Genomic DNA, 21,960 nt, shown 5'->3' with positions numbered 1-21,960 from the left:
CCCGCCGCGGGCAGGACCGGCTCAGGCCCACTTCGGCTTGCGTTTCTCGGTGAAGGCGGTCACGCCCTCCTGGGCGCAGCCGTCCATCATGTTCACCGCCATGGTCTGCGAGGCGAGCTGGTAGGCCGCCTCGATGCCCAGCTCGCGCTGCCGGTAGAACAGCTCCTTGCCCATGGCCAGCGCCTTGCGCGGCTTGGCCAGGATGCTGGCGACCAGCGATTCCACCTCCTCGTCCAGTCGCTCGGGCGGCACCGCCCGGTTGACCAGCCCGCGCTGCCTGGCCTGCTCGGCGTCGATGAACTCGCCCGTGACCAGCATCTCCATGGCCTGCTTGGGCGCGATGTTGCGCAGCAGCGGCACGCTGGGCGTGGAGCAGAACAGGCCGAAGTTGACGCCGCTGACGGCGAACTTGGCGTCGGTGGACGCCACCGCCAGGTCGCACTGGGCGACCAGCTGGCAGCCGGCCGCCGTGGCGATGCCGTGCACCCGGGCGATCACCGGCACCGGCAGCTTCTGGATGGACAGCATCACGCGGCTGCACTGCGAGAACAGCTGCTGGTAGTAGTCCAGCTCGGGCCGGGCGATCATTTCCTTCAGGTTGTGGCCGGGGCAGAACGCCTTGCCCTCGGCGGCGATCACCACCACCCGCACCGACTCGTCGTCGGCCAGCTTGTCCAGTTCGGACTGCAGCGCCCCCAGCATCTCCTCGCCCAGCGCGTTGAAGTTGCCGGGCCGGTTCAGGGTCAGGGTGACGACGCCGCGGGCGTCGCGCGTCTCGAGGATCGGCGGGTTCTCCATCTCAATGCTCCTTGTCGTTCACAGGTCCGCCAGCACTCGCACATGCGCCTCGACGCTGCGGCCCAGGGCGTCGAGGTTGTAGCCGCCTTCCAGGGCGGACACGATGCGGCCGTCGGCGAAGCGGTCGGCCACCTGCTTGATCCGGTGGGTGATCCAGGCGTAGTCGTTCTCGGTCAGCCCGAGCTGGCCCAGTTCGTCCTCGCGGTGGGCGTCGAAGCCGGCGCTCACGAAGATCATCTGCGGCCGGAACTGCTCCAGCCGCGGGATCCACAGCAGCTCGACCATCTCGCGCACGTCCATGCCGCGGGTGTACGCCGGCACCGGCACGTTGACCATGTTGTCGGCCGCCGGCGGCTCGCCGGTGTACGGGTAGAACGGGTGCTGGAAGATGCCCACCATCAGCACCCGCGGGTCGCCGGCCAGGATGTCCTCGGTGCCGTTGCCGTGGTGCACGTCGAAATCCACGATCGCCACCCGCTTGAGGCCGTGGCGCGCCAGCGCGTAGCGCGCCGCCACCGCGACGTTGTTGAAGAAGCAGAAGCCCATCGCGTGGTCGCGGCAGGCGTGGTGGCCGGGCGGACGGACGGCGCAGAAGGCGTTGCGCAGCTCGCCGGCGATCACCGCGTCGGTCGCCGCCAGCACGGCGCCCGCGGCATGGAGCGCGGCGTCCCAGGTGTGCAGGTTGAGCGCGGTGTCGGGATCGATTTGGGCGTAGCCGCTGCCGCCCGCGGCGATCCGGTCCTTCAGCTCCGCGCCCAGGCCGCGCACGGCGGCGATGTGCAGCCGCTCGTGGGCCAGCTCCAGGTCGTACAGCGAGGCTTCGGGGGCGTCGCGCGACTCGAGCGCGTCCAGCACGCCGGTGACCAGCAGGCGGTCGTCGATCGCGTCCAGCCGCTGCGGGCACTCGGGGTGGCCCGGGCCCATCTCGTGCAACCGGCACGACGCATGCGTGAAATACCCGGTCTTGTTCGCACTCATGGCTGGCGGCACGGAAAATTCGGATAACGTCATGCCCTGATGGAAGCACGACAAAAACTCAAGGCGCTGCTGGACCAGCTTAACACGGTGATCGTGGGCAAGCCGGACCAGGTGCGCGACTGCGTGGCCTGCCTGCTGGCCGGCGGCCACCTGCTGATCGAGGACGTCCCGGGGGTGGGCAAGACCACCCTGGCGCATGCGCTGGCCCGCTCGTTCGGGCTGCAGTTCTCGCGGGTGCAGTTCACGGCCGACCTGATGCCCAGCGACCTGTCGGGCGTGTCGATCTACGAGCGCGGGAAGGAGGCCTTCGTCTTCCACCCCGGCCCGGTGTTCGCCCAGGTGCTGCTGGCCGACGAGATCAACCGCGCCAGCCCCAAGACCCAGAGCGCGCTGCTGGAGGCGATGGAGGAGAAGCAGGTCACGGTCGAAGGCGAGACCCGGGCCCTGCCCTCCCCGTTCTTCGTGATCGCCACCCAGAACCCGCACGACCAGCTCGGCACCTTCGCCCTGCCCGAGTCGCAGCTCGACCGCTTCCTGATGCGCATCTCGCTGGGCTACCCGGACCGGGCCGCCGAGCGCGAACTGCTCTCGGGCGCCGACCGGCGCGACATGGTGGTGGGCATGCCCGCCCGGCTGACGGCCGCCGACCTGGAGACCCTGCAGCGCCAAGTGCTGGCGGTGCACACGGCCGAGCCGCTGCTGAACTACGTGCAGGACCTGGTCGCGGCCACCCGCAGCGGCCGCTGGTTCCTGCAGGGGCTGTCGCCGCGCGCCGGCATCGCGCTGGTGCGGGCCGCCAAGGCGCAGGCCCTGATCAGCGGGCGCGACTACGTGGCGCCCGACGACGTGCAGGCCATCCTGCCGCAGACCATCGCGCACCGGCTGGTGCCGGTCGGCGATGCGGGGCGGGGGCCGGTCGAGCAGGTGCGTGCAATGCTCGACGCCGTGCCGCTTCCGTAGTACATGACGTATGGCCTCGCCTGCGGCGTCGAATGACCCATGACGGGCATCCGCTTGTCCTCACCGGCTGAGCAGCAGCCGGGGCATTCGTCCTTCGTCATCAGCCCGATCGCCCTGGTGCGCCGGCGCTTCCGCGCCTGGTGGCAGGCGCGGCTGCCGCTGTCGGACACCACCACCCTCACCCAGCGCAACGTCTACATCCTGCCGACCCGCCCCGGCCTGATGCTGGCCCTCACGCTGCTGGTGCTGCTGGTCGCCTCCATCAACTACCAGCTCAACCTGGGCTACCTGCTCACCTTCCTGCTGGCCGGCAGCGCCGTGGCCGGCATGCACGTGTGCCACGCCACGCTGCGCGGCCTGACGCTCACGCTGGCGCCGCCGGAACCGGTGTTCGCCGGCAGCAACGCGCCGCTGCGGGTCACGCTCACCAACGGGCGCAGGTCCACGCGCTACGGCATCGGCCTGTCGGTGCTCGATGCGGAGCACGAGGATCGCTGGGCCTGGACCGACGTGCCGGCGCTGGGCACGGCGACGGTCTCCGTCGCCTTCCAGCCGCCGCGGCGCGGGCTGCACCGGGTGCCGCCGCTGACGGCCGAGACGCGGTTCCCACTGGGCACCTTTCGCGTCTGGACCGTCTGGCGGCCGGCCGCCCAGGTGATGGTCTGGCCGGCGCCGGAGCCGCTGCCGCCACCGCTGCCCGAGGGCGAGCCGCGCGCCGGCACCGCCGGGCCCGCACGGGTGCAGAGCGCGGGCGAATTCGACGGCGTGCGGGCCTACCGCCGCGGCGATCCGCTCAAGCTGGTGGTGTGGAAGAAGGTCGCCAAGGCCGACGAGCTGGTCAGCCGCGACACCCAGCAGGCCCAGCGGCGCGAACTGTGGCTGGATTTCGCGCGGGCCGGCGCCGTCGACGGCGAAGCGCGCCTGTCGCGGCTGGCGGCCTGGGTGCTGCAGGCCGACAAGCTGGGCGTGGACTACGGCCTGCGCCTGCCCGGGCTGGAGATCGCGCCCGATGCCGGCGAAGGCCATCGCCGCCGCTGCCTGGAGGCGCTGGCGCTGTGCTGAGCGATCGCGCAGGCGCTGCTACCGTGCCGGCCGCCGGCCCGGCCCGCCGCTCGTGGCTGTCGGCCGCCGCCTCGCTGCCGCGCGAGGCGCGCGACACCCTGTTCCTGCTGGTTGTCATCGCCTGGCTGATCCTGCCGCAGGCGGGCCGCCTGCCCGCCTGGTGCATCGCCCTGACCGCCGCCATCCTCGTGTGGCGCGGGGTGCTCGCCGTGCGCGCCGCGCCGCTGCCCGGCACCGCCTGGGTGCTGGGGCTGCTGGCCGCCACGGTCGCGGCCACCGCCTTCTCGCACCGCACGCTGCTGGGGCGCGATGCGGGCGTGACGCTGATCGTGGTGCTGCTGGCGCTCAAGACGCTGGAGCTGCGCGCCCGCCGCGACGCCTTCGTGGTGTTCTTCCTCGGCTTCTTCACGCTGCTGACCAACTTCTTCTTCTCGCAGTCGCTGCTGACCGCGGCCGCCATGCTGGTCGGCCTGCTGGGGCTGCTGACGGCGCTGGTCAACGCCCACATGCCGGTGGGCCGGCCCTCGCTGGCGCAGGCCGCCCGCACGGCCGGCACCATGGCGCTGCTGGGGGCGCCGGTCATGGCGGTGCTGTTCATGCTGTTCCCGCGCTTCGCGCCGCTGTGGGGCATCCCCAACGACGGCATGACCGGGCGCTCCGGCCTGTCGTCCACCATGCGGGTGGGCAACGTGGCCCAGCTCGCGCTGGAGGAAGGCATCGCGATGCGGGTCAAGTTCGACGGGCCGGTGCCGGCCGCCAACGACCTGTACTTCCGCGGCCCGGTGCTGTCCAGTTTCGACGGGCGCGAATGGCGCCCGCTGCTGCCGCGGCTGGGTGCGTACGCCCAGGCGCTGCTGCCGCCGGTGCGGCTGCAGGCCTTCGGCGAGCCGGTGCGCTACACCGTGACGCTGGAGCCGAACAACCGGCCCTGGCTTCTGGTGCTCGACGTCGCCACCCGCCCGCCCAGCGGCCCGGGGGTGGAGGCGATCGGCGGCGGCGAGCTGCAATGGATCTCGACGCGCCCGGTGACCGACCTGCTGCGCTACCAGGTCGAGAGCCACCTGGCGTGGCGGGCCGACGCGCAGGCCAGCGTCGCCATGCTGGCGCCGCAATACCGGGAGCTGCCGCCCTCGTTCAACCCGCGCACGCTGCAGATGGCGGCCGAGATGATGCGCAGCGCGCCCGGCGGCCCGGCCGACAAGCCGGCACTGGTAGAGGCGGCGCTGGAGCGCCTGCGCACCGGCGGCTACGTCTACACGCTGGAGCCGGGCGTCTATGGCGAGCACACGGCCGACGAGTTCTGGTTCGACCGCAAGCAGGGCTTCTGCGAGCACATCGCCTCGGCGTTCGCGGTGCTGATGCGCGCGATGGACATCCCGGCGCGAGTGGTCACCGGCTACCAGGGCGGCGAGCTCAATCCGGTGGACGGTTTCTGGATCCTGCGCCACAGCGACGCCCACGCCTGGACCGAGGTCTGGCTGGCCGGGCGCGGCTGGGTGCGGGTCGATCCGACCTCCATGGTGGCGCCCGGGCGCACCGGCTCGCTGCAGCGGCTGCGCGCCCCGGAAGGCGCGTTCGCCGCGGCGCTGGGCACCGTCAACCCGACCCTGCTCGCGCAGCTGCGCCAGACCTGGGAGGCGATCAACAACGGCTGGAACCAGTGGGTACTCAACTACACCCAGAGCAAGCAGCTCGACCTGCTGCGCAAGCTCGGCTTCCGCTCGCCCAGCTGGGAAGACCTCAGCTACGTGCTGATCGCGGTCGTGGTCGCCGTGGCGCTGGCGGGCGCGGCGTGGGCGCGCTGGGAGCGCAGCCGGCAGGATCCCTGGCTGCGCCTGCTCGCGCGCGTGCACCGCCGGCTGGCCGAAGCGGGCGTACCGCTGCCACCGGCCGCCGGCCCGCGCCAGATGGCCGAGGCCGTCACCAACCGTTTCGGCGCCGACGGCGCGGCGCTGGCAGACTGGCTGCTGCGCCTGGAGGCGCAGCGCTATGCGGCGCGCGCGCCGGCCCCCCTGCCGGCGCTGCAGCGCGAACTCAACCGACTGTCCTGGCCCTCTCCCCAATGAAACCCGTGCTCGCCGCCGTGCTGGCGGCCCTTGCCCTTGCCATGGCAGCCCCGCCTGCGTCGGCCCGGCCCTCCTCGCCGAAGAAGGTCAAGGTGCAGGCGCCGGCCCGCCAGGGCACGCCGTATGCGATGCGGGACGACGCCATGGCCTTTGCCGAGCAGGTGGCCGAACGCCGTGGCCTCGACCCGGCCTGGACGCGGCAGGCGATCGCGCAGGCGCAGCGGCTGCCGGTGGTCGAGCGCCTGATGCAGCCCGCGCCGACGGGCACGCCCAAGAACTGGGCGGCCTACCGCAACCGCTTCATCGACCCGGTCCGCGTGCAGGCCGGGGTGCGCTTCTGGCAGGACAACCGCGAGGCGCTGGGCCGGGCCGAACAGGACTTCGGCGTGCCGCCCGAGATCGTGGTCGGCATCCTCGGCGTGGAGACCCTCTACGGCCAGCACATGGGCAATTTCCGCGTGCTGGACGCGCTGGCCACGCTGGCCTTCGACTTCCCGGCCTCGCATCCGCGCGCGGCCGAGCGCAGCGCCTTCTTCCGCGGCGAGCTGGAGCAGTTCCTCGCGCTGCAGAGCCGGCTGGGCGGCGACCCGGCGCAGCCGCTGGGCAGCTACGCCGGCGCCATGGGCCTGCCGCAATTCATGCCCAGCAGCTGGGTGCGCTGGGCGATCGACTTCGACGGCGACGACCGCATCGACCTGTGGCGCAGCCCGACCGACGCGATCGGCTCGGTGGCCAACTACTTCAAGGCCTTCGGGTGGCAGCCCGGCATGCCCACCCACTACCCGGTGAGCTTCGACGTGGAGCGGCTGGACCTGGAGGCGCTGCTGGCGCCCGACATCCTGCCCACCTTCAGCGTGCCCAGCTTCCTGGCCAAGGGCGCGCACCTGGAAGGCGAGGCCGTGCAGCACGACGGCCCGCTGGCGCTGGTGGAGCTGCAGAACGGCAGCGAGCCGCCGACCTACGTGGCCGGCACCGAGAACTTCTACGTGATCACGCGCTACAACTGGTCCAGCTACTACGCGATGGCGGTGATCGAACTGGGGCGCGAAGTGAAGGCGGCGCTGCCGGGCGGCTCATGACGGCGATCGGCCTGGCCTCGTGGCAGCGCCTGTGGGGCGAGCTGGGCGCCGCCAGCGTCAACGGCGGGCTGCTCAACCAGCTGGTGGCGGCCTGGGGTGAGCGCCAGCGGCACTACCACACGCTGCAGCACCTGCGCGAATGCCTGGCGCACTTCGAAGCCGCCTCCATGCTGGCGCGCCGGCCGGCGGAACTGGAACTGGCCTTGTGGTTCCACGACGCCGTGTACGAGCCGACGCGCGACGACAACGAGCAGCGCAGTGCCGACTGGGCCCGCGCCAGCGTGCTGGCCGCCGGCTGCACGCCCGAGGTCGCGGACCGCGTGCACGCGCTGGTGATGGCCACGCGCACCCACCAGTACGCGGGCGACGATCCCGACACGCGCCTGCTGCTGGACATCGACCTGGCCATCCTCGGCGCCGCACCGGCCCGCTTCGACGAGTACGAGCGGCAGATCCGGCAGGAGTACGCCCACGTGCCCGAGGCGATGTGGCGCGAACGCCGGCCACAGCTGCTGCGCGACTTCCTGGCCCGGCCGCGGATCTACCTGACCGATGCCTTCCACGACGCGCTGGAGGCGCGGGCGCGGGAGAACCTGCAAAAGAGCTGCGCGGGCTGAAGGCGCCAGGGCGGCGGCACCCATGGTCCTGTCATCCCCGACAGAGCTCCCGCTTCCAGCAGCGCGCACGCGCATGGAGAGGTTGCAAGCCAAGAGCGGGGAGCGCGGCGGTCGGCGCCCGCCATAGCCTCATGGTGTGGCGGCCCCTGCTCGCTGCCGCTCGCAGGGGCTTCCCGCGAAATTTCTCCGGCCTGGGGCGGGCGGCATAACTCGCTGCGCTCCTTCGTCGCGCTGCTCAAACAGATGCCGCCAGTCAGAGCACGGTCGCGCGCCTGCGGCGCGCTGCCCCAGTCCGGAGAAATTTCGCGGCGCCACACAAATCGGCTCCGGCAGCCACCGCCCGCCGCGGGAACGGCAGCGCGGGTGCCAACACCCCTATACCTGCGCTCCCGCATGAGATACGCGATTCCCGGGACAGCAGTGCGCCTCGCGAGAAGGAGGGGAATAGCCGCTCAGCCTGCTCCCTGGGCCGAGGCGCTCTCGTAGGCCAGGATCGCCGCCGCCAGGTCTTCCAGGGCGGTGCCCACCGACTTGAAGACGGTGCGCTCCTGCGGGCTGCCGCGTCCCGCCGCCTCCCCGCGCGCCAGGGCGGCCAGGGTGCCGCGCACGTCCTCAGCCCGGAAGACGCCACGCGACATCGGGCCCAGCAGTTCCCCGCTCTTCTTCAGCGCTTCCTCGGTGTCCACGTAGAGGGCTGCACCGGCGAAGCAGGCGTCGTCGGCCTCGCGCATGGACGGCGTGAAGCTGCCGATCAGGTCGAGGTGGGTGCCCGGACGCAGCCAGGCGCCGCGGACCACGGGCTCGCTCGCCAGCGTCGCGCAGCTGACGATGTCGGCTTCGCCGCAGGCCGCCTGCAGGTCGGGCACCGCGCGCGCGGGCAGCCCCTGCTGCCGCCATTCGGCGGCGAGCGCCTCGGCCTTGGCCGGCGAGCGCGCCCACACGCTGACGCGATCGATGGCCCGCACGGCCCGGTAGGCGTGCGGCAGCAGGCGGGCGACCTGCCCGGCGCCGACCACCAGCAGGTGGCGCGCATCGGCCCGCGCGAGCCAGCCGGCCGCGAGCGCCGAGGCGCCGGCGGTCCGGCGGTGGGTGATGGCATCGCCGTCCAGCACCGCCAGTGGCACGCCCGTGCTGCCGTCGCACAGCAGGTAGCTGGCGTGCAGGCCCGGCAGGCCGCGCTGCGCGTTGCCGGGCGCGATGTTGATGGTCTTGATGCCGTAGTAGCGCCCGGGGATCCAGGCCGGCATGATCAGCGAGGTGAAGCCGGCCTGGCCCGGCACCGGCACTTCGTGCACGTGCCGGGGCGGCACTTCGCAGCCGCTGGCGAACAGCGACTGCAGGGCGGGCAGCAGCCGGTCGAACGGCAGGGCGGCACGGGTGGCTTGGGCGTCCAGGACTTTCATGTGGCTAGGGTAGCCGGCCCGGCGGATGCGCTTGCGCGAGATGCCGCTGCCGATGCGCCGCCAGCGCCTGCACGACCCTCGCGACCTGCTGTTCGCGGCTCTCGTCCGGACCGCGCCGGAACAGCCGCAGCGACGCATACCAGGGCGAGTCCTCGCGCTCCAGCAGCCAGCGGGCATCGGCGTTCGGCGGCAGCATCACCCAGGTCGGCACGCCCAGCGCGCCGCCCAGGTGCGCGGTGGCGGTGTCCACCGTGAGCACGAGGTCCAGTTGCTGCAGCATCGCCGCGCTGTCGGCGAAGTCGCGCCACTCGCCGGCCAGGTCCACCATCGGCTCGCCCTGGACAGCGACGTCGGTCCACGCGCCCCCATCGTCCTTCTGCAGGCTGAAGGCCTGCACCCCCTCCATCGCCAGCAGCGGTCGCAATTGGCTGAGCGCCAGCGAGCGGTTGCGGTCGTTCGGATGTCCGGCTGCGCCGCGCCAGGCCAGGCCCAGCCGGAAGCGGTCCTGCCAGGGCGCCAGCCGCTCCTGCCACTCGCGCACCCGCGCGGCGGGCAGACGCAGGTAACCCCGCGGCGACGGGATGTCCTGCAGCGTGGTGCCGAAGCGCCCCGGCAGATCGAGCAGTGCGGCGTGCAGGTCGGCCTGCACGTCGCGATCGGGCCGTACGCACTCCACGCCGGGGAAGCTGGACTCGACCAGCGGCACCAGGGCCGTCGGCACCACGCACACCAGCTCGGCGCCGAGCTGCTGCAGCAGCGGCAGGTAGCGCAGCGCCTGCATCGTGTCGCCGTGGCCCGGCTCCGCATAGACCAGCAGGCGGCGCCCCTGCAGCGGCTGCGATGGCCCGGCCCATTCGAGATCGGCTTCGTAGAACGGCGGCCGGCGTGCCAACGCGGGGTCGTCCCAGCGCCGCTCGAACTCGCCCCAGGCCTCCGACAGCCGCCCTGCCAACCACAGGCAGCGGGCCAGCTCGACGTGCGTGGCGGCCGCGTCCGGGTCGAGTTCCAGCGCGCGCCGCAGCTGCCGTTCGGCCTCGTCGGCCTGGCGCGCTTGCAGCAGCGCCACGCCCAGCGTACGCAGCGCCTGTGGATGCTCCGGCGCCAGGTGCACGCCGGCCCTCGCGTGAGAGAGCGAATCCTGGAATTCGCCCAGCCGCCACAGCACGCCGGACAGCTCGAGGTGCGCCTCCAGGAAGCCCGGCTCCTGCACCGCCGCTTCGCGAAAGCGCGCGGCCGCCGGCTCCAGCTCGCCGGCCCTAGCCAGGCACTGGCCGTAGTGCAGCACGGTGTAGCGGTCGCGATCGCCGATCTCCTCGTACAGCCGGCGGTAGGCGGCCAGCGCCTGCGCGTGCTCGCCCGCCTGCAGCAGGCGCCGGGCCTGGTCGGCGAACAGGAGGGTGGTGGCCTGGACGGGATCCATGGGTGGGTTTGCCCGCAGGATAGCCTCAGGGTCCGGCCTCCGGCACCCGGTGGCGCCAGTAGCGCGGCTCGGCCTGTCGCTCGCAGCGGATCGCGTCCGGCCGCGCCGACGACCACCAGGCCGCGCCGCAGCGCGCCGACTCGACCACTTCGACCTGACGCTGCACGTAGCGCTCCAGCACCGCCGCCGCCGGGTGCCCGAAGCGGTTGCGGTAGCCGGCCTGCACCAGCGCCCAGCGCGGCTGCACCGCGTCCAGGAAGGCTTCGCTGGACGAGGTGCGGCTGCCGTGGTGCGGCACCAGCAGCACCTGCGCCCGCAAGGCCGCGCCGCGTGCCAGCAGCGCCGCTTCCTGCGGCTGCTCGATGTCGCCGGCCAGCAGCGCCGCCTGCGCCGCGTTGGCCACGCGCAGCACGCAACTGAGGGTGTTGGGCCGCGCCGCCCGGCCGGCTCCGGCGGCCGATGGGTGCAGGAACTCGAAGCGCACGCCGTCCCACTCCCACCGCCGGCCCGCCAGGCAGGGCTGGCCCGCGTTCTGCGCGACGAGCGCGTGATCCGGCTCCAGCGAAGCGAGCAGCGCGGCCTGCGGCTGCATCGCCAGCACCGCTGCGGCGCCGCCCGTGTGGTCGCTGTCGCGGTGGCTGAGCACGACCGCGTGGACCCGCTCGCCCAGCGCGCGCAGCAGGGGCACCAGCACGCGCTGGCCGGCATCGCTGTCGGCGCCGAAACGCGGGCCGGCGTCGTACAGCAGGGTATGCGAGGCGGTGCGCACCAGCACCGCATTGCCCTGCCCGACGTCGGCGGCCAGCAGTTCGAACTCGCCCGCCGCCGGGCGCGGCGCCTGCCACAGCAGCACGGGCAGCAGCAGCGGCACGCCGAGGGCCCGCACCGGCGCCGGCCAGCGCAGTGCCAGCAGCACGCCGCCCAGCACGCCGGCCGCGCCGGCCCACAGCGGCGGGGCGGCGCCGTACCAGACCGCGAACGGCAGCGCGGCCAGCTGCTGCAAGCCCGCTGCCAGTGCCTGCACCGCGAATGCCGCGAGGTCCCAGGCGGGCGCGACCAGCACGCCGACCATGGCCAGCGGCGTGACGACCAGCGTCACCCAGGGAATGGCCACCAGGTTGGCGAGCAGCCCCACCACGGACACCTGGCCGAACAGCAGCAGGGTGAGCGGGGACAGGGCCAGGGTGACGATGCCCTGTTCGCGCAGGAGGGCGAGCAGGCGATCGATCCACGTTCGCGCCGTGCTGCATGCAACGGCACCGCTGAAGGCGGAAGCACTGGATTCCCGCCTTCGCGGGAATGACGAAGGGGGGCGCTCGCCTGCCGTATCGGTGGCGAACAGCACCCCCACCGCCACGAAGCTGAGCCAGAACCCGGGCTGCACCAGGGCCCAGGGATCGGCGGTGACCACCACCGCGGCGGCGAGCAGCCAGGTGGCCGGCCAGGGCCAACGCCGACCCGACAAGCGCAGGCCCGCGACCGCCGCCAGCATCAGCAGCGTGCGCTGGGCCGGCACGCCCCAGCCGCTGAACAGCGCGTAGGCGGCCGCCAGCAGCAGCCCGCCGAACAGCGCCGCGTGCTGGGCCGGCCAGGCCAGGCACAGGCGCACGCTGCGCCGCCAGGCCCGGCCCACCAGCGCGCCGGCCAGCCACGCGAACATGGTGACGTGCAACCCGGAGATCGACATGAGATGGGCCACGCCGGTGGCGCGGAACACGTCCCAGTCGTCGCGGGCGATCGCGTTCTGGTCCCCCGCCACCAGCGCGGCGACGATGCCGGCCGCGTTCGGGTCGGCGACGCGGGCCAGGATGGCGTCGCGCACCGACTGCCGGGCGCGCTCGACCGGGTGGCGCCAGCTGGCGCCCACGAGCCGCGGCGGCGGGTCGTCGCGACCGGTGCGCACGTAGCCGGTGGCCTGCACGCCCTGCTCCCACAGCCACAGCTCGAAATCGAAACCGTGCGGATTGACGTTGCCGTGCGGCGCGCGCAAGCGGACCGTGAGTTGCCAGCGGTCGCCCGCGCGCAGCGCCGGTGCCGCGCGCTGCGGCTCGACCAGCGCTTCGTCGGCGAACGCACTGGCGGCATACCAGCCCAGCGACAGCCGGCGCGGGAGGCGCACGGGCCGGCCGTCCAGCGCCGCTTCGTCCACCGCGAAGCGGAAGGCCTGCCCCCAGTCGTGGCGCTGCGGCATGGACGAGATCGTGCCGGTGACCACGAGGTTGCGCCCCTCCAGGGCCGGGTCCAGCGCCTGGGCGGCGAACAGCGCCGCGCGGCTGCCGCACAACCCGAACGCGGCCAGGGCCGCGAACGCGAGCACGACCGGGGCGCGGCCGGCACCGCGCCATGCAAGGGCAGGCAGCAGGCCCGCCAGCCCTGCCGCCAGCACCGCGGCATAGACCGGCAGCGGCCACAGTTGCGGCTGCTGCAGCTGCAGTGCCGGCCCGAGGACCGCGCCGGCCAGCACGGATGTCCAGGGGCTTGCTCCGACGTGCATTGGCGGCTCAACGGTTGCCCGGCCCGCGCGGCCGACAGCGCCCTCCCCTCGTTTCGGGAACCGGTCCGACGCTCATCGGCAACCCGTCCTGCCATCCTGCGGCCGTGCTGGTCCTGCTCGCCTTCCTCGCCGCCCTGCTGATCGCGCTGCTGGTCGTCAACTTCGGCAGCGGCGAGCGGCGCGTGGAGCAGGTGATCGAACACCTGTACCCGGTGGACGACCGGCAGTTCCACCGTTCGATGGCCATGCTGCTCGGCCCGACCATCGTCGAGGGCAACCGGGTGCAGGAACTGGTCAACGGCGACCGCATCTTCCCGGCCATGCTGGAGGCGATCCGCGGCGCGAGCGAGACGGTGTTGTTCGAGACCTTCATCTACTGGTCGGGCGAGATCGGCACCGAGTTCGCCGAGGCGCTGTCGGACCGGGCGCGTGCGGGCCTCAAGGTGCACGTGCTGCTGGACTGGGTCGGCAGCACCAAGGTCGACCGCGAACTCGTGCAGCGCATGCGCGACAGCGGCGTCGAGGTGCGCATGTACCACCCGCTGCGCTGGTTCAACCTGGGCCGCATGAACAACCGCACGCACCGCAAGCTGCTGATCGTGGACGGCCGCATAGGCTTCACCGGCGGCGTCGGCATCGCGCCGCAGTGGTGCGGCGACGCGCAGGACCCGGAGCACTGGCGCGACATGCATTTCCGGGTGGAGGGGCCGGTGGTCGCGCAGATGCAGAGCGTGATGCTGTCCAACTGGAACAAGACCACCGGCCGGGTGCTGCACGGGCACGACTACTTCCCCGACCTGGCGCCGGCCGGCGGCATGCCGGCGCAGATGTTCGCCAGCTCGCCGAGCGGCGGCAGCGAGTCCATGCTGCTGATGATGCTGCTGGCGATCACCGCGGCGCAGCGCAGCATCGACATCGCCAGCGCCTATTTCGTGCCCGACGACGTGGCGCTGGCGTCGCTGCAGGCGGCGGCCCGGCGCGGCGTGCGCGTGCGCGTGATCACGCCCGGCCCGCACACCGACCAGGACACCGTGCGGCACGCCTCGCGCGGCCTGTGGGGGCCGCTGCTGGAGGCGGGCGTGGAGATGCACGAATACCAGCCGACCATGTACCACTGCAAGATGATGATCGTGGACGACCTGCTGGTGTCGGTCGGCTCGACCAACTTCGACCCGCGCTCCTTCCACCTCAACGACGAGGCCAACCTCAACGTCTACGACGGCGCCTTCGCCCGCCGCATGACCGAGGTTTTCGAGGCCGACCTGCGCAGCTGCAGGCGCATCACGCTGGCGGACTGGCAGCGCCGGCCCTGGACCGAGAAGCTGCACGAGCGCGTCACCGCTGTGCTGGCGCCGGTGCTGTGAAGGGTGGCCTGCTGTCGCGTTGGACGCAACTGCGGGTGCGGACGTACAGTGCGCCGGCGAAGCTCCAGGAGATCCGCATGCGCAAGCTCTCCCTGCTCACCCCGGCCGCGGCGGCCCTCGCGCTGGCCGCCTGCGGCACCCTGACGTCCGGTCCGTCCGCCGTCGCCACGCTGTCGCCCACCACCGGCAATGCGACCGCCGGCCAGGTGCGCTTCACGCCGTCGGGCGACAAGGTCGTGGTGTCCGGCGAGGTGCGCGGGCTCAAGCCCAACGCCGAGCACGGCTTCCACGTGCACGAGAAGGGCGACTGCTCCAGCGGCGACGGCATGAGCGCGGGCGGGCACTTCAACCCGGCCGGCGCCCCGCACGGCCGGCACGGCAGCGGCCGGCACCACGTGGGCGACCTGCCCAGCCTCAGGGCCGATGCCACCGGCGTGGCGCGCTTCAACTTCGAGAGCCGCTCGATCGCCGTCGGCAGCGGCCCGGCCGACATCGTCGGAAAGGGCCTGATCGTGCACCGCGACCCGGACGACTACGCCACGCAGCCCACGGGCAACGCCGGGCCGCGGCTGGCTTGTGCGGTGATCGCACGAGGCTAGTTCAAGGCTGGAGGCGCGTTGCGCTGGATCCTCCGCCTGCGCGGAGGATGACCACTTGCTTTCATCCCCGCGGAGGCGGGGATCCGGTGCGTCCGTCTTCCGCGGCGCCCGCGCGCAGCCGGCGCTCCGCATCGGCCAGCGCATCCACCGTATCGATGTCCACCTGCACGCCTTCGTCCTGGACGGGCAGTTCCGTCACGCGGTGAGCCTTCACCACCGCCGCCGCCCCCTTGGGCCCGGTGAGGGCCACCAGCGCCTCGCCGCACGCCGCCGAAAACCCCACCGGATGCCCGCGCTCGCCGCGATACGACGGCACCACCACCTCCGCGCCCTCCGCCAGCGCCTGCGCCACCTGCCGCAGGGTCGCAGGCTTGACCAGCGGCAGGTCCCCCGGCAGCACCAGCCAGCCCGGGGCGCCGCGCGTGGCCCGCACCGCGGCGGCGATCGAGTCGCCCATCCCGGGATGCCCCGCATCCTCGACGTGGAAGGGCAGCCCGCTCGCCCGCACCGCGTCCAGCGTCCACTGCAGCACCGGCTTGCCGGCCAGCAGGGCCTGCAGCTTGGAGCCCGCACCGCCGGACGCGACAAAGCGCTCGCCGCGGCCGGAAGCGAGCACCAGCACGACAGGGAGCGGCGGCACAGGGGGCATGGCGAAGACTGTAATCTCCGGCGACATGAACCTCGCCAACAGCCTCGCCCGCATCGCGCGGCAGGATCCCCGCCGGCCGGCGGTGTTCGCCGGCGACCGGCTGCACCTGGACTACGGCGCGCTCGCCGGGCGCGTGGCCCGGCTGGCCGCCGGCCTGCGCGAACGCGGGCTGGACCCGGGTGACCGGGTCGCCCTGTTCATGCACAACCACACGGCCTACCTGGAGCTGCTGTACGCCTGCTGGTGGGCCGGGCTGGCCGTGGTGCCCATGAACGCCAAGCTGCACCTGCGCGAGGCGCAGTGGATCGCCGACCACGCCGGCGCGCGCTGGGCCTTCGTCACCGCCGACGTGGGCACCGGGCTGCAGGTGCCGGGCGCCTGCATCGACGTCGACGGCAGCGACTACGCGGCGCTGCCGGCCCCGGTTCCGCTGCCGATGGCCTCCTGCGCGCCGACCGACCTGGCCTGGCTGTTCTATACCAGCGGCACCACCGGCAAGCCCAAGGGCGTGATGCTCACCCACCGCAACCTGCTGGCGATGGCGATGGCCTATTTCACCGACGTGGACGCAATCGAACCGGAGGACGCGATCGTCTACGGCCCGCCGATGTCGCACGGCGCCGGCCTGTACGCGCTGCCGCACATGGTGGCCGGCGCGCGGCACGTGGTGCCCGCCTCGGGCGGCTTCGACCCGGAGGAGATCTTCGGGCTGGCCCGGCGCATCGGCCGGCTGACCATGTTCGCCGCACCCACCGTGGTCAAGCGCCTGGTCGACCACGCCGAAGCGAACGGCCTCTCGGGCGAGGGCTTCAAGACCATCGTCTACGGCGGCGCGCCCATGTACGTGCAGGACCTCCACCGCGCGCTGCGGGTGATGGGGCCGCGCTTCGTGCAGATCTACGGGCAGGGCGAGAGCCCGATGGTGATCACCGCGCTGTCGCGCCGCCACCTGCTGGACAGCGCGCACCCGCGCCATGCCGAACGCGTGGCCTCGGTGGGCGTGGCGCAGACGCCGGTGGAGGTGCGCGTGGCCGATGCCGACGGCGTGTCGCTGCCGGCCGGCGAGGTGGGCGAGGTGCTGGTGCGCGGCGACACCGTGATGGCCGGCTACTGGCGCGACCCGAAGGCCACCGAAGCGGCCATCCGCGACGGCTGGCTGTTCACCGGCGACATGGGCAGCCTGGACGAGGACGGCTTCCTGACCCTGCGCGACCGCAGCAAGGACATGATCATCAGCGGCGGCTCCAACATCTACCCGCGCGAGGTCGAGGAGGTGCTGCTGACGGCGCCCGGCGTGGCCGAAGTCTCGGTGGTGGGCGCGCCCGATCCGGAATGGGGCGAGATCGTGGTCGCCTTCGTGGTGCCGCAGCCCGGCCAGGCGCCGGACTCCGCCGCGCTCGATGCCGTGTGCCTGCAACAGATCGCCCGCTTCAAGCGGCCCAAGCGCTACGTGTTCTGCGACGCGCTGCCCAAGAACAACTACGGCAAGGTACTCAAGACCGAACTGCGGGAGCGCCTGAAGAACGGCACCGCGTAAGGCTGGAGCTCCCCGCCCCCACCATGCTCTGGCTCGCCTTCAAGTACCTGGTGACGGCCGCGCTGGTGGTGGCCGTGTCGGAACTGGCCAAGCGCAGCGACCGGCTGGGCGCGCTGTTGGCCGCGCTGCCCCTGGTGACCACGCTCACGCTGATCTGGCTGCACGTGGAGGACCAGCCGCGCTCGACCATCGCCAACCACGCCTGGTTCACGTTCTGGTACGTCCTGCCGACCCTGCCCATGTTCCTGCTCTTTCCCTGGCTGCTGGGACGGGCGGGCTTCTGGGGGGCGCTGGGCCTGTCGGCCGTGGTCACCATGGGCAGCTTCGCCCTCACGGTGCTGGTGCTGCGCCGCTTCGGCGTGGACCTGCTCTGACGCGGAAATCGTGAGCGCCTGACCGAGCGTCAGGCGGGCTGCGGCAGGATCTGCAGCTTCTGCAGCCGGCCGTGGTGCGCCAGTTCGCGCAGCAGCAGCACGTCGGCGATGAAGGCCGGCTCCTCGGGCTGCAGCGCGGCGCGCGGGCCCAGCACGCGGTCCACCACGCGCAGGAACAGCGCCTCCCACTCGTCGGTGTCCCATTCGGTCGCGCCGGCGGCGTAGCCGGCTCGCAGCCCTGCGGCCAGGCGGCCGCTTTCGTCCAGCACTTCCAGTACCTCGCCCTGCAGCGCGGCGGCGTGCGGCATCAGCCAGTCCTCGGCCCGTTCGATGGCGGCCTCCATGTGGGCGTCGCTGATGGAAACCCTGCCGGCCGGCAGCAGCGCTCCGGCGCCGCCTGGCAGGCGGGCGACCTCGGTCCAGCCCACGGCCGAATCGCGCGACAGCACGTAGTCCGCCGCGATCACCAGCCGCGCGCTCACCCCAGGTATCCCAGCGCCAGCTTGGCGGCGCGCGCGTCCACGCCGTGCCCGAGGCCGGGTAGCAGGTCCACGCTGGCGCTGCCCCCGAGCCGGCCGATCGCTTCGGCCGCTTCCGCGCTGAAATGCGCCGCGATCACCGGATCGTCCGTGCCGTGGATGAAGTGGTAGCGCACCGCGGCCGGCGCGCGCCGCACCGGCTGCGCGAAGCGCCCCGCCAGCGCGATCACGCGGCCGGCCAGTGGCTCGTCCGACTGGGTCGATTCGAGCGACATGATGGAGCCCTGCGAGAAGCCGACCAGCGTGGTGCGGTCCGGACCGATGCCGCCCTCGCGCTGCCAGTGCGCGACGGTGTCCCGGAACAGCGGCATGGCGGCGGCTATGCGCGGCGGGCGGCTCTCCTCGGTCACGCCGAGCACCGAGAACCACTCGCGGCCGCGGCCCAGGCCGGACGGGTGCGGCGCATCCACGCTCACCGCGAAGGCCTGCGGCCGCACGGCGGCGATCGCCTCGGCCAGCGGCAGCAGGTCGGCGGCGGAGGCGCCGACGCCGTGGAACAGCAGCACCAGCTCCGTCGCACCGGGCGGGCGGGCGGCGACGATGGAGGCGTCGCTCATGCCGCCACCTCTTCCTGGCCGTCGACCGCGACTTCGAGCTCGCGCCCGAACAGGTAGGACTCCATGGCCAGCACGCTGTCGCGGATGCCGCCGTCCAGCACCGTGGCCGGCGCCCCCTCCCTCGAGGCGCCCAGGGCGACCAGCAGCGGCAGGAAGTGCTCGTCGGTCGGATGGGCACGGGCGGCGTGCGGCGCGCGCTCCATGGCCTGCAGCAGCCGCTCGCGGTCGCCTTCCAGCACCGCCTGCCGGATCCACAGGGCGAACTCGCGCGCATAGGCCGCACCCTCGGTGCTGCCCATGCGGAACTCGTACAGGTTGTGCGTGAGGCTGCCCGAGCCGACCACCAGCACGCCTTCCTCAGCGAGCGGTGCGAGGGCGCGGCCCAGCGCGTAGGCGCCCGCGGCGTCGGCATCCATCGGCAGCGAGACCTGCACCACCGGCACGTCCGCCTCCGGGTACAGGTGCATCAGCGGCACCCAGGCCCCGTGGTCCAGGCCGCGGGCGCGGTCCAGGGTGGCCGGCAGGCCGGCCTCGCGCAGCAGCTGTGCGGCGCGTTCGGCCAGCTCCGGTGCGCCGGGCGCCGGGTATTGCAGCCGGTACAGCGCGCGCGGGAAGCCGCCGAAATCGTGCACCGTCTCGGGTCGACCCACCGCGCCGACTTCGATGCCGCGCGTCATCCAGTGCGGCGACACGACGACGATCGCACGCGGCTTGCCGAGGGCCAGGCCCAGCGCGCGCAGCTGTGCGCCGGCCAGGCCGGGTTCCAGCGCGAAGGTGGGTGCGCCGTGGGAGACGAACAGGGCGGGCAACGTGTCCATGGGTGATCCTTTCCTGTCCCGATTCTGTGGGCCCGGCCGCCCCCGAAAAACCACCCGGCCAGCCATGGCTTCTTGCTGATTCAGCAACAGTGGGCGGCTGCGGCGCGCCGGCGAGCTGATCCGCCGGGCCCCCCGCGGCCCGCCGCCCGCTTGATGGCGATCAGCCCGGGGCGCATCCGGCGCAACAGAATGCTCGTACCCGAGCGAAGGAGCGTCCCATGCGCATGAAGCAGAGCTTGATGGTCCTGATGGCGGCGGCCGCACTGACCGCCTGCGCGCAACCCTATGGCCCCGGCGGCCAGGGACCCGGTGGCAGTGGCAACGGCCCCGGGATGATGGGTGAGTACGGGCCCGGAATGACGAGGGGCTACGGCCCCGGGATGATGGGTGGCTACGGCCCAGGGATGATGGGCGGCTACGGGCCGGGGATGATGGGTGGCTACGGACCCGGAATGATGGGTGGATACGGCCCCGGGATGATGGGTGGCTACGGCCCCGGCATGATGGGCGGCCACGGCCACGGAATGATGGGCGGTTTCGGCCCGGGGATGATGGGTGGATACGGCATGGCCTGGCCCGCCGACCTCAGCGCCGACCAGCAGGCCCGCATCGCCGAGGCGCAGCAGGCGTTCCAGCAGAGGCAGTGGGGCCTGATGCAGCAGATGCACCAGCTGATGTGGAGCGCCAACGCCCCGGGCCGCCCCTTCGACGAGCAGGCCGCGCGCAAGCACTACGACGACTCGGCCGCCCTGCACAAGCAGATGTTCGAGAACTCGCTCGAGCTGCGCAAGCGCATGGACGCGGTCCTGACGCCGCAGCAGCGCGAGCAGATGGGCCGCGGCTGGCGCCGCTAGGACGCGCGTCGCGGCACACGCGGGATCGCGTCGCCGCCGCGGCGTTCAGCGTCGCTCCAGCTGCTGGCGGCGCTGGTCGAACTCGGCTGCGTCGATCTCGCCGCGAGCGAAACGCTCGCGCAGGATCTGCAGCGCGCTGTCCTGCCGCGGCTTGCCGCCGCGCAGCAGCGCGCGCACCAGCACGATGGCGCCCGCCAGCAACAGCACCCACCACACCAGGTGCATCAGGCCGAACCATCCCCAGCCACCGTCCCATCCCCACATCGGGTGCCACATGGCAAGCACTCCTTTCGCCCACACGTTAGCCGCTTGCGCGCCGACCTGCGCTGACCGCGGTCAAGCCGCGCGCCACGTCGGCTGCACGGCCTTGCGGCCGGCTGCGACAATCGCCCCATGAGCTCCCCTTCCAGCCGCCTCGCCGACCTGCGCAAGAGCTACGAACGCGCCGAGCTGAGCGAGGAAGCCAGCCACGCGGACCCCTTGCGCCAGTTCGAGCAGTGGCTCGGCGAGGCGATCGCCGCCGAGATTCCCGAACCGAACGCGATGACGCTGGCCACCGTGGGCAGCGACCTGCGGCCCAGCACCCGCATCGTGCTGATCAAGGGCTACGACGAGCGCGGCATCGTCTGGTACACCAACTACCAGAGCCGCAAGGGCCGCGAACTCGCCGGCAACCCCTTCGCCGCGCTGCAGTTCCACTGGGTCGAGCTCGAGCGCGTGGTGCGCATCGAGGGCACGGTCGAGAAGACCGAGGAGGACGAGAGCGACGCCTACTTCGCCAGCCGCCCGCTCGATTCGCGCATAGGCGCCTGGGCCAGCCCGCAGAGCGAGCCCATCCCCAGCCGCGCGGTGCTGGTCACCAACGCGGCGAAGTACAGCGCCCAGTTCCTGCTCAACCCGCCGCGCCCGCCGCACTGGGGCGGCTTCCGGCTGGTGCCGCACCAGTGGGAGTTCTGGCAGGGCCGCAAGAGCCGGCTGCACGACCGGCTGCGGTACTCGCGCGAGGACGACGACTGGCTGCGCGAGCGGCTGGCGCCCTGAGCCGGCTCGGCGGCCACGCACGATCGACAGCGAGCCTGGAACGAGGCGCCGATGGCAACGATGGCCGCATCCCTGAACCGCCGCCAGTGGCTGGCACTGGCGATGCCCGCTCCCCTGCTCGCCACCGGCTGCGCGGCGCCATCCGGCGCCCGTCCGCCCACCGAGGTCGACCTGGTGGCACAGCCCGCGCAGGCGGCAGTGCGCGGCGACGGCCATCCCGCCATCGAGGCCTGGAGCTACGGCGGCAGCGTCCCCGGACCGGTGATCCGGGCCGTGCAGGGCGGCCGCCTGCGCGTGAACTTCCACAACCGGCTGCCGGTCGAGACCACCGTGCACTGGCACGGCGTGCGGGTGCCCAACGCCATGGACGGCGTGCCGCACCTCACCCAGCCCCCGGTGGCGCCGGGTGGGCGCTTCACCTACGAATTCGAGCTGCCGGACGCCGGCACCTTCTGGTACCACTCGCACCTGCAAAGCGCCGAACAGGTCGAGCGCGGCCTGCAGGGCGCTCTGGTGGTGCAGGAGCGGCAGCCGCTGGAGGTGGACCGCGAGCTGGTGTGGGTGCTCGACGACTGGCGCCTGGCACGCGACGGCGGCCTGGCCGGCGACTTCGGCCACCCGCACGACATCGCCCACGCCGGGCGGATCGGCAACCTGGTCACGCTCAACGGGCAACTGCCGCGCGACCTGCCGGTCCGGCGCGGCGAGCGGATCCGGCTGCGGCTGGTGAACGCGGCCAATGCCCGCATCT

At 72.9% G+C, this 21,960-nt stretch carries 22 protein-coding genes; 12 read left to right on the top strand and 10 right to left on the bottom strand.

From position 1 onward, the window contains the following. Positions 1-21 precede the first annotated feature (21 nt). Positions 22-798, bottom strand: a complete 777-nt coding sequence (locus tag VEC03_RS10130) for an enoyl-CoA hydratase (protein ID WP_324914851.1) — start codon at positions 796-798, stop codon at positions 22-24. A gap of 18 nt (positions 799-816) precedes the next feature. Next, positions 817-1,776: a histone deacetylase family protein gene (locus tag VEC03_RS10125; protein ID WP_324914849.1), complete on the bottom strand. Its 960-nt coding sequence runs from the start codon at positions 1,774-1,776 to the stop codon at positions 817-819. A 39-nt stretch (positions 1,777-1,815) separates the two neighbouring features. On the opposite strand from VEC03_RS10125, the gene VEC03_RS10120 reads away from it, so the two are divergent. From VEC03_RS10120 to VEC03_RS10100, 5 genes are read left to right on the top strand one after another with little or no spacing between them, the layout of a single operon-like run. Next, positions 1,816-2,736, top strand: coding sequence for a MoxR family ATPase (locus VEC03_RS10120; protein WP_324914847.1), 921 nt, complete (start codon positions 1,816-1,818; stop codon positions 2,734-2,736). A 39-nt stretch (positions 2,737-2,775) separates the two neighbouring features. Then, complete coding sequence (locus VEC03_RS10115; protein WP_324914845.1) at positions 2,776-3,798, top strand: DUF58 domain-containing protein; 1,023 nt, start codon at positions 2,776-2,778, stop codon at positions 3,796-3,798. Between the two features lie 23 nt (positions 3,799-3,821). Continuing rightward, complete coding sequence (locus VEC03_RS10110; RefSeq protein WP_324914843.1) at positions 3,822-5,864, top strand: DUF3488 and transglutaminase-like domain-containing protein; 2,043 nt, start codon at positions 3,822-3,824, stop codon at positions 5,862-5,864. Continuing rightward, positions 5,861-6,943 carry a lytic murein transglycosylase B gene (gene mltB, locus VEC03_RS10105; protein ID WP_414708478.1) on the top strand — a complete coding sequence of 361 codons (1,083 nt, stop codon included), beginning with the start codon at positions 5,861-5,863 and terminating at the stop codon, positions 6,941-6,943. The genes VEC03_RS10110 and mltB overlap by 4 nt, the downstream gene beginning before the upstream one ends. After that, entirely contained in the window at positions 6,940-7,560 is a 621-nt protein-coding gene (locus VEC03_RS10100) for an N-methyl-D-aspartate receptor NMDAR2C subunit (protein WP_324914841.1), read from the top strand. The genes mltB and VEC03_RS10100 overlap by 4 nt, the downstream gene beginning before the upstream one ends. A 452-nt stretch (positions 7,561-8,012) precedes the next feature. On the opposite strand, the gene VEC03_RS10095 is transcribed toward VEC03_RS10100, so the two are convergent. The 3 genes from VEC03_RS10095 to VEC03_RS10085 are packed head-to-tail and all read right to left on the bottom strand — an operon-like array spanning position 8,013 to position 12,877. Further along, complete coding sequence (locus VEC03_RS10095; protein ID WP_324914839.1) at positions 8,013-8,963, bottom strand: ornithine cyclodeaminase family protein; 951 nt, start codon at positions 8,961-8,963, stop codon at positions 8,013-8,015. A gap of 4 nt (positions 8,964-8,967) precedes the next feature. Beyond that, a complete protein-coding gene (locus VEC03_RS10090) occupies positions 8,968-10,383 on the bottom strand; it encodes a tetratricopeptide repeat-containing glycosyltransferase family protein (protein ID WP_324914838.1) in 1,416 nt (471 codons plus the stop codon). A 25-nt stretch (positions 10,384-10,408) separates the two neighbouring features. Beyond that, positions 10,409-12,877 (bottom strand): DNA internalization-related competence protein ComEC/Rec2, encoded by a 2,469-nt coding sequence (locus VEC03_RS10085; RefSeq protein ID WP_324914836.1) that lies wholly within the window; start codon positions 12,875-12,877, stop codon positions 10,409-10,411. Positions 12,878-12,981: 104 nt separating this feature from the next. On the opposite strand from VEC03_RS10085, the gene cls reads away from it, so the two are divergent. Beyond that, positions 12,982-14,241 (top strand): cardiolipin synthase, encoded by a 1,260-nt coding sequence (cls, locus tag VEC03_RS10080; RefSeq protein ID WP_324914834.1) that lies wholly within the window; start codon positions 12,982-12,984, stop codon positions 14,239-14,241. A gap of 77 nt (positions 14,242-14,318) precedes the next feature. Beyond that, positions 14,319-14,840: a superoxide dismutase family protein gene (locus VEC03_RS10075; protein ID WP_324914833.1), complete on the top strand. Its 522-nt coding sequence runs from the start codon at positions 14,319-14,321 to the stop codon at positions 14,838-14,840. A 61-nt stretch (positions 14,841-14,901) separates the two neighbouring features. Here VEC03_RS10075 and VEC03_RS10070 read toward each other — a convergent pair whose 3' ends face one another. After that, entirely contained in the window at positions 14,902-15,489 is a 588-nt protein-coding gene (locus tag VEC03_RS10070; protein WP_324914831.1) for a nucleotidyltransferase family protein, read from the bottom strand. 25 nt (positions 15,490-15,514) lie between these two features. Here VEC03_RS10070 and VEC03_RS10065 point away from each other — a divergent pair, with 25 nt between their 5' ends. Beyond that, complete coding sequence (locus tag VEC03_RS10065; protein WP_324915046.1) at positions 15,515-17,026, top strand: class I adenylate-forming enzyme family protein; 1,512 nt, start codon at positions 15,515-15,517, stop codon at positions 17,024-17,026. Positions 17,027-17,049: 23 nt separating this feature from the next. Then, positions 17,050-17,400: a DUF3147 family protein gene (locus VEC03_RS10060; RefSeq protein WP_324914829.1), complete on the top strand. Its 351-nt coding sequence runs from the start codon at positions 17,050-17,052 to the stop codon at positions 17,398-17,400. A 29-nt stretch (positions 17,401-17,429) separates the two neighbouring features. On the opposite strand, the gene VEC03_RS10055 is transcribed toward VEC03_RS10060, so the two are convergent. Genes VEC03_RS10055 through VEC03_RS10045 form a run of 3 tightly spaced genes read right to left on the bottom strand, consistent with a single transcriptional unit; the run spans position 17,430 to position 19,314 of the window. Further along, positions 17,430-17,882 carry a hypothetical protein gene (locus tag VEC03_RS10055; RefSeq protein ID WP_324914827.1) on the bottom strand — a complete coding sequence of 151 codons (453 nt, stop codon included), beginning with the start codon at positions 17,880-17,882 and terminating at the stop codon, positions 17,430-17,432. Continuing rightward, positions 17,879-18,496, bottom strand: coding sequence for an esterase (gene ypfH / locus VEC03_RS10050; protein WP_324914825.1), 618 nt, complete (start codon positions 18,494-18,496; stop codon positions 17,879-17,881). The genes VEC03_RS10055 and ypfH overlap by 4 nt, the downstream gene beginning before the upstream one ends. Further along, entirely contained in the window at positions 18,493-19,314 is an 822-nt protein-coding gene (locus tag VEC03_RS10045) for a class III extradiol ring-cleavage dioxygenase (RefSeq protein WP_324914824.1), read from the bottom strand. Before VEC03_RS10045 ends, ypfH begins: the two co-directional genes overlap by 4 nt. Positions 19,315-19,538: 224 nt before the next feature. On the opposite strand from VEC03_RS10045, the gene VEC03_RS10040 reads away from it, so the two are divergent. After that, positions 19,539-20,168, top strand: coding sequence for a hypothetical protein (locus VEC03_RS10040; RefSeq protein ID WP_324914822.1), 630 nt, complete (start codon positions 19,539-19,541; stop codon positions 20,166-20,168). 45 nt (positions 20,169-20,213) lie between these two features. Here VEC03_RS10040 and VEC03_RS10035 read toward each other — a convergent pair whose 3' ends face one another. Next, positions 20,214-20,444 (bottom strand): SHOCT domain-containing protein, encoded by a 231-nt coding sequence (locus VEC03_RS10035; RefSeq protein WP_324914820.1) that lies wholly within the window; start codon positions 20,442-20,444, stop codon positions 20,214-20,216. Positions 20,445-20,561: 117 nt separating this feature from the next. On the opposite strand from VEC03_RS10035, the gene pdxH reads away from it, so the two are divergent. Both pdxH and VEC03_RS10025 read left to right on the top strand, forming a co-directional pair. Continuing rightward, positions 20,562-21,209 (top strand): pyridoxamine 5'-phosphate oxidase, encoded by a 648-nt coding sequence (gene pdxH, locus VEC03_RS10030; RefSeq protein WP_324914818.1) that lies wholly within the window; start codon positions 20,562-20,564, stop codon positions 21,207-21,209. Between the two features lie 51 nt (positions 21,210-21,260). Continuing rightward, positions 21,261-21,960: multicopper oxidase family protein (locus VEC03_RS10025; RefSeq protein WP_324914817.1), on the top strand; the 700-nt coding region annotated here is incomplete at its 3' end.

Origin of the sequence: Ramlibacter sp., assembly GCF_035627355.1 — a bacterium.
Lineage (GTDB): Bacteria > Pseudomonadota > Gammaproteobacteria > Burkholderiales > Burkholderiaceae_C > Ramlibacter.
The sequence above is the reverse complement of the archived record's forward strand: the minus strand, read 5'-3'. Positions and strand labels throughout refer to the sequence as shown.